At 63.2% G+C, this 459-nt stretch carries 1 protein-coding gene; it reads right to left on the bottom strand.

Going from position 1 to position 459, the window contains the following annotated elements:
• Positions 1–13 precede the first annotated feature (13 nt).
• Positions 14–223, bottom strand: coding sequence for a BldC family transcriptional regulator (locus AC5LUJ_RS21560; protein ID WP_076843070.1), 210 nt, complete (start codon positions 221–223; stop codon positions 14–16).
• Positions 224–459: the final 236 nt, after the last annotated feature.

The following is a 459-nucleotide window of genomic DNA, read 5'->3' as shown; positions in this document are numbered from 1 at the left end:
ATGGGCCGGGTGGCTAGGCCAGGCTGTCTCCGGGCGAGACGCCGGCGAGGAGTGCGCGGACCTCCGCCTCCTGGTAGCGCCGGTGGCCACCGAGGGTACGGATCGAGGTCAGTTTCCCGGTCTTGGCCCAGCGGGTCACCGTCTTCGGGTCGACCCGGAACATGCTCGCCACCTCGGCCGGTGTCAGCAGAGGAGCGGATTGTGGTGTTGGTGTCGTTGTCATGGAGCCTCCTGTCACAGAGCGTTGACAGTCAATATACAGAAGGTTCTTGCTTCAGTGGTAATTCGGGCGTGACACATCGGGGTCATGTGGTGACTAGTCCGCTCACGTCCGCATGAGTGAGAACACGTTCAGTGACCAAACGCCTGCGAGGATAATAGGGAGGAGATCATCACGGCGCACGACCAACCACCGCTTCCGCCGGCTGTCAGCTCCCCCAGCCACCGGCTCCCCCAGTC

The sequence above is a fragment of the Protofrankia sp. CiP1_Cm_nod3 genome, from assembly GCF_982290655.1.
This window is presented reverse-complemented; position numbering and strand designations above follow the sequence as displayed.